This window comes from Janthinobacterium sp. ROICE36, assembly GCF_002869965.1.
In the GTDB taxonomy this organism is placed as follows: domain Bacteria; phylum Pseudomonadota; class Gammaproteobacteria; order Burkholderiales; family Burkholderiaceae_D; genus Janthinobacterium.
In genome coordinates this window covers 25848-33592 of the sequence record NZ_PEBS01000062.1, presented here as the reverse complement: position 1 = coordinate 33592, position 7745 = coordinate 25848, and the positions used below count along the sequence as shown (strand labels likewise).

Annotated in this window: 5 protein-coding genes and 1 tRNA gene; 2 read left to right on the top strand and 4 right to left on the bottom strand. The window is 62.5% G+C overall.

Annotated features, from left to right (window positions below; translation table 11 throughout):
* Positions 1–1214, top strand: a 1214-nt coding sequence (locus CSZ94_RS21325) for a tetratricopeptide repeat protein (protein WP_146009866.1), incomplete at its 5' end; no start/stop codon positions are given.
* Positions 1215–1404: 190 nt separating this feature from the next.
* Here CSZ94_RS21325 and CSZ94_RS21320 read toward each other — a convergent pair.
* Positions 1405–1480, bottom strand: a tRNA-Phe gene (locus CSZ94_RS21320).
* A 117-nt stretch (positions 1481–1597) separates the two neighbouring features.
* On the opposite strand from CSZ94_RS21320, the gene CSZ94_RS21315 reads away from it, so the two are divergent.
* A complete protein-coding gene (locus CSZ94_RS21315; protein ID WP_258001132.1) occupies positions 1598–2368 on the top strand; it encodes a hypothetical protein in 771 nt (256 codons plus the stop codon).
* Between the two features lie 20 nt (positions 2369–2388).
* On the opposite strand, the gene CSZ94_RS21310 is transcribed toward CSZ94_RS21315, so the two are convergent.
* From CSZ94_RS21310 to CSZ94_RS21300, 3 genes are all read right to left on the bottom strand, one after another.
* Positions 2389–2817, bottom strand: coding sequence for a hypothetical protein (locus CSZ94_RS21310; protein WP_102123357.1), 429 nt, complete (start codon positions 2815–2817; stop codon positions 2389–2391).
* 157 nt (positions 2818–2974) lie between these two features.
* Positions 2975–5371, bottom strand: a complete 2397-nt coding sequence (locus CSZ94_RS21305; protein ID WP_102123356.1) for a S9 family peptidase — start codon at positions 5369–5371, stop codon at positions 2975–2977.
* Positions 5372–5463: 92 nt separating this feature from the next.
* A complete protein-coding gene (locus CSZ94_RS21300; RefSeq protein ID WP_102123355.1) occupies positions 5464–7734 on the bottom strand; it encodes a putative bifunctional diguanylate cyclase/phosphodiesterase in 2271 nt (756 codons plus the stop codon).
* Between the last annotated feature and the right edge of the window lie 11 nt (positions 7735–7745).

Sequence of the window (7745 nt, the reverse complement as noted above, 5' to 3'; positions counted from 1 at the left end):
GCCTCCAGACCGACCTTCGCCTTGAACTCGGCCGTGTGTACCCGACGTTTTTTACCTTCACTCATTTGCTGTCATCCTTTCACGGACCACAGCTTAAACCATCGTCTCAGATTCGGGATCCACTATACAATGTAGTGACTTTCCGTCTAAATGGTTTGGAAGAAATTTTTTCTGATAAAGGTCATTCAACCATGAAATTCCATTTTTTGACATGTCTGTTGACACTCGCACTTGCTGCCGAAGCCGCTATGTCGTCCCCGACATTAGACGAAGTCAACACAGCATATGAGCCGAAAGATTACCCCGCATCTTTAACGGGCTACGCGAAACTCGCTGCGGATGGTAATGCGGTGGCGCAGAACAAGTTGGGCGAGATGTATGCCAACGGCGTGGGTACTTCAAAAGATGAGCAACGGGCGGTTTCATGGTATCGAAAAGCTGCGGAACAGGGCTTGGCAGATGCGCAGCAGAACCTGGCCGTAATGTACGGCAAAGGAAAGGGAGTCCCCCAGGATTGGCAACAGGCTCTGGCTTGGCATCGCAAGGCGGCAGAGCAGGGCTACACTCTCGCACAGTTTTTCATGGGAGGGATGCACGAATTCGGACATGGGGTTTCCAAGGATCCAGTGCAAGCTATCAGTTGGTATCGCAGAGCCGCCGATGATGGGTTTGCTCGTGCGCAATATCGTATGGGAACGGCAGCGGCAGACGGGTGGGGCATGCATGAGGACGGTCAGCAGGCGGTGACCTGGTATCGCAAGGCTGCTGAACAAGGGCATGCCAACGCACAGCTTGAATTGGGCTTAGTGTTCGCCAGTGGGGATGGTGTCCCGAAAGACGAGCAGCAAGCTGTGAGCTGGTATCGAAAAGCGGCGGCGCAATGCTACGTCGACGCGCAATACAATCTGGGTGTGCTGTATGCCAGCAGTCGCGGGCCTATCAAGGATGAGAAGCAAGCGGTTAAATGGTATCGCCGAGCGGCGGATCAAGGTGATGCTGGTGCGCAGTACAATTTAAGCTTGATGTACCTTTACGGCAGAGGCGTCCCGCAGGATATTCAGCAAGCTTACTTCTGGTGCCTGTTATCTAGCTTCAGAGGCCATAAAGCCGCAACCCTATCCAGGCTACTTGCTTCCTTTGACAGCAATGAGACAGATGCGGCGCATGAAAAAATGTTTGCAAAGGTTAAGGCATGGGTGCCAAGAACTGAATAGTCCAACGCCCTGATCTCAGGCGGTCGTGCTCGGCATGGTGGAGTATATTAACGCTGAGCAACAAGCGGAGCCGCCCGAAGTACGGTGGCCTACCGGGCATCATAGATGGACCGGGGCAAAGATTTTTTTGAGCCTGCAAACAAAAAGCCAACCCGAAGGTTGGCTTTTTTGCTATGTACTGCTGAATTCTTGGTGGCCCGGGGCGGAATCGAACCACCGACACAAGGATTTTCAATCCTCTGCTCTACCGACTGAGCTACCAGGCCAAGGCGGCGAATTATAGCAGAAAGACTTTCCACCTGACCAGAGTTAGCTGTGTTCAAATGCAACAGATGGCCAAAACATGGTGTTTTGGCATCGATATGTGACATGAGGATGCGACGATGCGACGACGTGGTGGAGTGCAAGGCCTGGTGGTGGCAAGCTTGTTCAGTTTGTTTTGCGGTACGGCGCGGGCCGATGGCTTGGCCGATTTGACTGCGGCGCTGGCGCGCTTGCAGGGCCAGATGCCTATCAAGGCGCAGGTCGAATCGAAAACCTGGCGCCGCGAGGGCGAGGGCAAGGCGGCGGAAGAAGATAGCGGCCAGGCATTGGTGGCTGTCGAGGGCGGGCCGGCGGGCTTGCAGGTGCTCTATGGCAAGGATTTGCTGGCGAAAGTGGACACCGAGCAGCGCGCCAAGGCAAAGGATCCGAACGTCAAGACGCCGATCGGCTTTGCGCTGGGAGAAATGAAGGCGACGGAGCTGCGGTCCATGGTGTCGGCGGCGGACGCCCTGTCGCGCGAAATCGAGGAAGCCGTGTTCAGCGGCGAGAAGATGGATAACTACAAGGGCAAGCCGGCACGCCTGCTCAGTTTTACCTTGTCGCTCGACAAGGTGCCGGAAAAGGACCGCAAGTATGTAAAGAAGTTCGAAGGCGGCATCGAGGTGTGGATCGCCGCCGACGGCACGCCGCTGGCCAGCCATTTCCACTTTGACGTGAGCGGGCGCGCCTTCGTCGTCGTCAGCTTTACGCAAAAAACGGACGAGACGCGCCAGTATGGCGTCAGCGGTGACCATTTATTGTTGCTGCGCAAGGAAAGCCGGAATACCACTTCGGGCGCGGGCGAGAAGGTAGACAGCAAGATCGTCAAGACCTTGCAGCTACAGTCCTGACTGGTTGCCGAATCACTCAGTTACATGGCGGTGCTGCCGCCCAGGCCGCTCTTTTGCAGCACGCAGCGTCCCGCCTCGCAGGTGGCGCCCGGATCGGTGACGATGGCGCAAGTCGACATCATGCCGTCTGCCTGCTGCTGCTTGCGGCTCGCCTCGGCTTGCGCCTGGGCCAGTGCCTTGAGTTTCTTGCCGTCATAGTCCTTGCTGGACCAGGCCAGGTAGCGCTCGGGGCCGCCGCAGGCCTTGGCGCCGATGGCGATGGTCTTGCATTGCTGGGTGGAATCGCAGGCGGCTGCGCCCACTTCCGCCTGGATTTGCGCCAGCAAGCCGGCATTGCCGGGGGCGGGCGGCGCATCGTGCGTGGGGGCGCTGCCGCAGGCGCTGGCGGTCAGCAGCAGGAAGCTGGCGCACACGGCGCGCAGCAGGGCGGAGTAGTTTGGCGTTTGCATGCCTTCATCATGTGCCACGCTTGCGTAAATGGCAAGCGCGATTCGCGTGCCGGCACATCCTGCCGCCAGCGAGTAACACGACGCCTCGGTGGGTGCCGTTTGATTGACGTCAAGACGCCGTACATAAAAATACCCGCAGACAAGCGGGCATCGAGGTTTATTTCAATGTTCTCTGGAACAGCTGATAGATGCGGCGGTATTCGTCATACCACGCTTCCGGCTGCACGAAGCCGTGGCGCTCCATCGGGTAGCTGGCCATTTCCCACTTATCCTTTTTGAGCTCGATCAAGCGCTGCGACAGGCGCACGGAATCCTGGTAAAACACGTTATCGTCGATCATGCCGTGGGCGAGCAAGAGGTTGCCCGTCAGTTTGTCGGCGTATTCGATTGGCGACGAGATTTTGTAGGCTTGCGGATCGACGTCCGGCGTATTCAGGATGTTGGCCGTGTACTCGTGGTTGTAAGTGGTCCAGTCCGTCACGGGGCGCAGGGCGGCGCCGGACTTGAAGACGTCCGGCGCGCGCATCAGGGCCATCAGGCTCATGAAGCCGCCATAGCTGCCGCCATAGATGCCCACGTTCTGGATATCGCCCTGGTGCTGCTGTGCCAGCCAATTGGCGCCGTCGATGAAGTCTTCGAGTTCCGGGTGCCCCATCTGGCGGTAGATGGCCGTGCGCCAGGCGCTGCCGTAGCCCATCGAGGCGCGGTAATCGACGTCGAGCACGATATAACCTTGCTCCACCAGCAGGTTGTGGAACATCTGTTCGCGGAAATACACGGGGTAGCGCTCGGTCACGTTTTGCAGGTAGCCGGCGCCGTGCGCGAACATCACGATGGGATAGCGCTTGCCCGCTTCCAGCTGCGCAGGGCGATACAGCTTGGCCCAGATGGGCGCCGCGCCATGCGTGGACGGCACTTGCACCAGTTCCGGCATGACCCAGCTGCGCGCCTTGAAGGCGTCGCTGCGCGTATCCGTCAGGATATTCGCCTTGCCGCCAGAGATAGAAACCGTGGCCAGCTGGGCCGGCACATAGCTGCTCGAATAGCGCAGCAGCAGCTTGCCGCCATCGGGCGACAGGCCGAAGTTTTCCACGCCTTTCAGATTCGTGATTTCACGCGCGCCGCCCTCCTTGGCCGTGCTGGCGCACACTTCATACGTGCCAGGCGCTTGCCGGTTGCATAGAAAATAGGCGCTCCTGCCATCGCGGCTCCACTCGACGGCGCTCACTTCCCACTGGCCTTGCGTCAACGCGCGTGCGGGTGCCGTGCCGGTTTTCGCGTACAGGTGGGCGTAGCCGCTTTCCTCGGACAAATACCACAAGGTGGCGTTGTCGGGCAGCCAGCCGAATGCGTCGGCGCGGCGGTTGACCCAGGCCGCGTCGCTGATGCGGTGCACGGGCACCAGGGCGGCATTGGCCAGGTCGACATTGGCGATCCAGCGGTCCTTGTTGTCGATGGCGCGCACGCGTACGGCTACCTTGCTGCCGTCATCGGTCCAGGCGATGCCGTCGCGCTGTGCGTCGATGCGCACGCCACGGTTGCCCTTCAACGGCGGCAGTTTTTGCTCGATGCGCAGAGTCGCCAGCGGATCGGTGGCGATGCCGGGCAGGCTGTCGAAAGCGATCTCGCGCACCTGGCCCGTGCGCAGGTCGGCCAGTTTCAGGCTTTGCGCGATCGGCATGTTACGGCCCACGCGCGTGCGCTCGTCATCCACGTCCGGGTAGCCCGTTTCCGTCACGTAGCGGGCCAGTTTGCCCAGCTTGCCTTTTTCCGCGGCCTTGTCTTGCGTGACGAACAGCAGCCAGCGGCCGTCCGGCGACAGGGTGCTGCCGGAAATCGTGACTTTCTCGCCCAGGTAGATCGGTTCCGGCGCGCGCGTGCTGTCCAGGCGGCGCTCTTCGTGGCGGCGCTCGCGGCTGGCGTCGCGGTATTCCTTCTGGCGCGCCAGGTTGACGATCAGGCGCAGCTGAAGCTCGCGCAGGGCGTCCGCTTCCGGCTTGGCGTCCGGGTCCTTGGCCGCGCGCAACAGGGCCACGGGGGCGCTCAGGCGGTCAACTCGGCTCCAGCTGAAAAAGTCGGTGCCGCTGCGGTATTGCACGGCGCCGCCATCGGCAGAATATTGCGGATCGCTGATGGCCGTGACGCCGCGCGTGATCTGGATCAAGGCGCCGTTTTTCAGGTCGCGTTCGAACAAATCGCCGTTGCGCAGCAGGATGGCGCGCGTGCCGGCCCGGTTGACGACCATTTGCTGGCCATCGAGGTTGGCCAGTTGCGCATCGTCCACCTTCTTGCCGCTATTCAGTTTGGCGCTGGCGCCTGGCAATTGATAGGTGTCGCGCAAGGGCGAACCGAGGCGCTTTTGCTTGTAATACAGCTGGCCATTCCAGCCCCACCACGCCGCTTCGACGGGCGTGCCGATCCAGTCGGGATCGGCCATCGCCTGATCCAGCGTGATCGGCGTGGGCGCGGTGGTGGTAGGGGCCGCATGGGCGGCGGGCTGCAGAGAGAGCAGCAGCGGCAGCAGGAGCGGCAGCAGGGGAAGAACCAGACGCATCGGGGATCACTTTAATCAAAGGGGATGGTGAAGGTACAGGCTATGAGGCCGGTATTTTAACGGAGGAGTTTCGTACAGGAAATGTCGGAAAGCTAAGCCCGGGGCAGGGCTAGCCAGGCGATAAAGTCATCGAGCGGCATGGGCCGCGCATACAGATAGCCCTGCAATCCGTCGCAATCGTGGGCGACCAGGAAGTCGGCCTGCTCCTGCGTTTCCACGCCTTCGGCCACGACGCGCAAGCCCAGGTGGCGCGCCATGGCCAGTATCGCTTGCACGATGGCCGTGTCGCGCGGCGTGTCGTCGATGAAGCGTTTGTCGATTTTGAGTTCGTACAGTGGCATCGAGGTCAGGTAGGCGAGGCTGGAATAGCCGGTGCCGAAATCGTCGATGGAGAAGCGGATGCCCAGGGCTGCCAGTGCACGCATGCGCGCCAGCGAGGCGTCGCGCTGGTCGATCAGCAAGCCTTCCGTCAATTCCAGGATCAGGGCGCCGGCCGGCGTGCCGTGTTCGGCCAGCGCCGCCTGCACGCGGGCGGCGAAATCGGGCTGGCGGAACTGGGCCGGACTGACGTTCACGGACAGGGCCACGGGTTGGCCAGTCTGCGCCTGCGCCAGCAGGCTGGCGGCGCGGCACGCTTCGCGCAGGGCCCAGTGTCCCAGCCTGACGATCAGCCCCGATTCTTCGGCGATGGGGATGAACACGCCCGGCGCGATGTGCGTGCCGTCCGGCTGCGGCCAGCGCATCAGCATTTCGGCGCCCGTCACCCGCCCATCGCGGTCGACCTGGGGCTGCACGCGCATGCACAATTGGCCCATGTCGAGGGCGCGCGCCAGCGCCCGTTCCAGGGTCAGGCGGCGCTCCACGCCCGCCTGCATGGCCGCTTCAAAGAAGGCGATGCCGTTGCGCCCTTCCGCCTTGGCACGGTACATGGCAATGTCGGCTTCGCGCAGCAGGTCGTGCGCCTGCTGGCCCGCTTTCGGCAGCAAGGTCACGCCGATGCTGGCGCTGCAATGATAGGACTGCCCGCCGATTTCGAAGTCGCGCGCGATGGCGGTGCGGATTTTCTCGGCCACCTGGGCTGCCGCATGGGCGGCGCTGTCCAGGTCATCGGCCAGGTGCGCCAGCAGCACGACGAATTCGTCGCCGCCGATGCGCGCCACCGTGTCGGCCTTGCGCATCTGCTGCGCCAGCCGTTCGCCCGCCAGGCGCAGCAGCGCGTCGCCGGTGGCGTGGCCGCGCGCGTCGTTGATGTGCTTGAAGTGGTCGAGGTCGATGAACATCAGCGCGCTGATTGTTTTGTCGCGTGGCGCGGCGGCCAGTAAATGGGCGATGCGGTCCATCAGCAGGCGCCGGTTGGGCAAGCCCGTCAGCACGTCGTAGAAGGCCAGGCGGTGGATGTCCGCTTCCGACTTCTTGCGTTCGTTGATTTCGCGCTCGACGGCCACCCAGTGCGTCTGCCTGCCGTCCGCATCCGTAAACGGCACCAGTTCGGCCTCGACCCAGTACGCCTTGCCGGCCTTGTTGTAGTTCAGCAACTCCGCCCTGGCCGGCTGGGCGCTGGCCATGGCGGCGGCGATGCGCGCCAGCTCGTCCGTATCGGTGGCGGGGCCTTGCTGGAACAGCAGGCTGCGGCCCAGCACCTCGGCGCGCGCATAGCCGCTGCTGCGCTCGAAGGCGTCGTTGACGAAGATGATGCGCGTGGCCGGCACTGCGCCGGGGCCGGGCGGCGCATCCGCCACGTCGGCCACTTCGGCGATCATCACCATGTCGTTCAGGCGGGCCAGCGCCGTGGCCGTCAAGCGCAGCTCGGCGTTGCGTTGCGACAGGGCCTGGCTGCTGTCTTCCAGGTGGCGCAGCAGGAAGGCGCAGGACAGGGTCAGCACGGCGGCGATAAACAGGAAGTTCAGGGCCACGATCAGCGCGCGCAGCACGGGAGAATCGGGCGTGCCCGGCAGGTGCAGGGCGACGTCGGGATGCAGGCCGAGAAAAAAGATGGTCAGCGAGGTCAGGGCCAGGGTGGACAGGGCTGGCCGCATGCCCAGCAGCAGTGCCGCCAGCACGGGCATGAGCATCATGTAGATCTGGCTGACGGGGCCGATTTTCAGCAGCAAGCCCACGCCCAACAGGTAGGCGACGATGAGGAATTGCCACACTCGCCAGCGGTAGGGCATGGCGCGCAGATGCCAGATGACACCGACCCAGCCGATGGCCAGCAAGTCGAGGACGACGATGGACCAGATCGCTTCGCTCGCGGCCAGCAGCACGCTGGGTATGGCCGTGACGCAGCCAAGCAGCAGCACCACCTGTAACAGGCGGCTAAAGACCTGGCCGCGCCAGTGCGCGAGATCGTTCGACGCCGTCACGCTGCCGTCCT

Excerpts from the sequence above, each read along its gene's own strand:
- CSZ94_RS21310 (WP_102123357.1), bottom strand. The coding sequence starts at position 2,817 with ATGCAAACGCCAAACTACTCCGCCCTGCTGCGCGCCGTGTGCGCCAGC.
- CSZ94_RS21305 (WP_102123356.1), bottom strand. The coding sequence starts at position 5,371 with ATGCGTCTGGTTCTTCCCCTGCTGCCGCTCCTGCTGCCGCTGCTGCTC.
- CSZ94_RS21315 (WP_258001132.1), top strand. The coding sequence starts at position 1,598 with ATGCGACGACGTGGTGGAGTGCAAGGCCTGGTGGTGGCAAGCTTGTTC.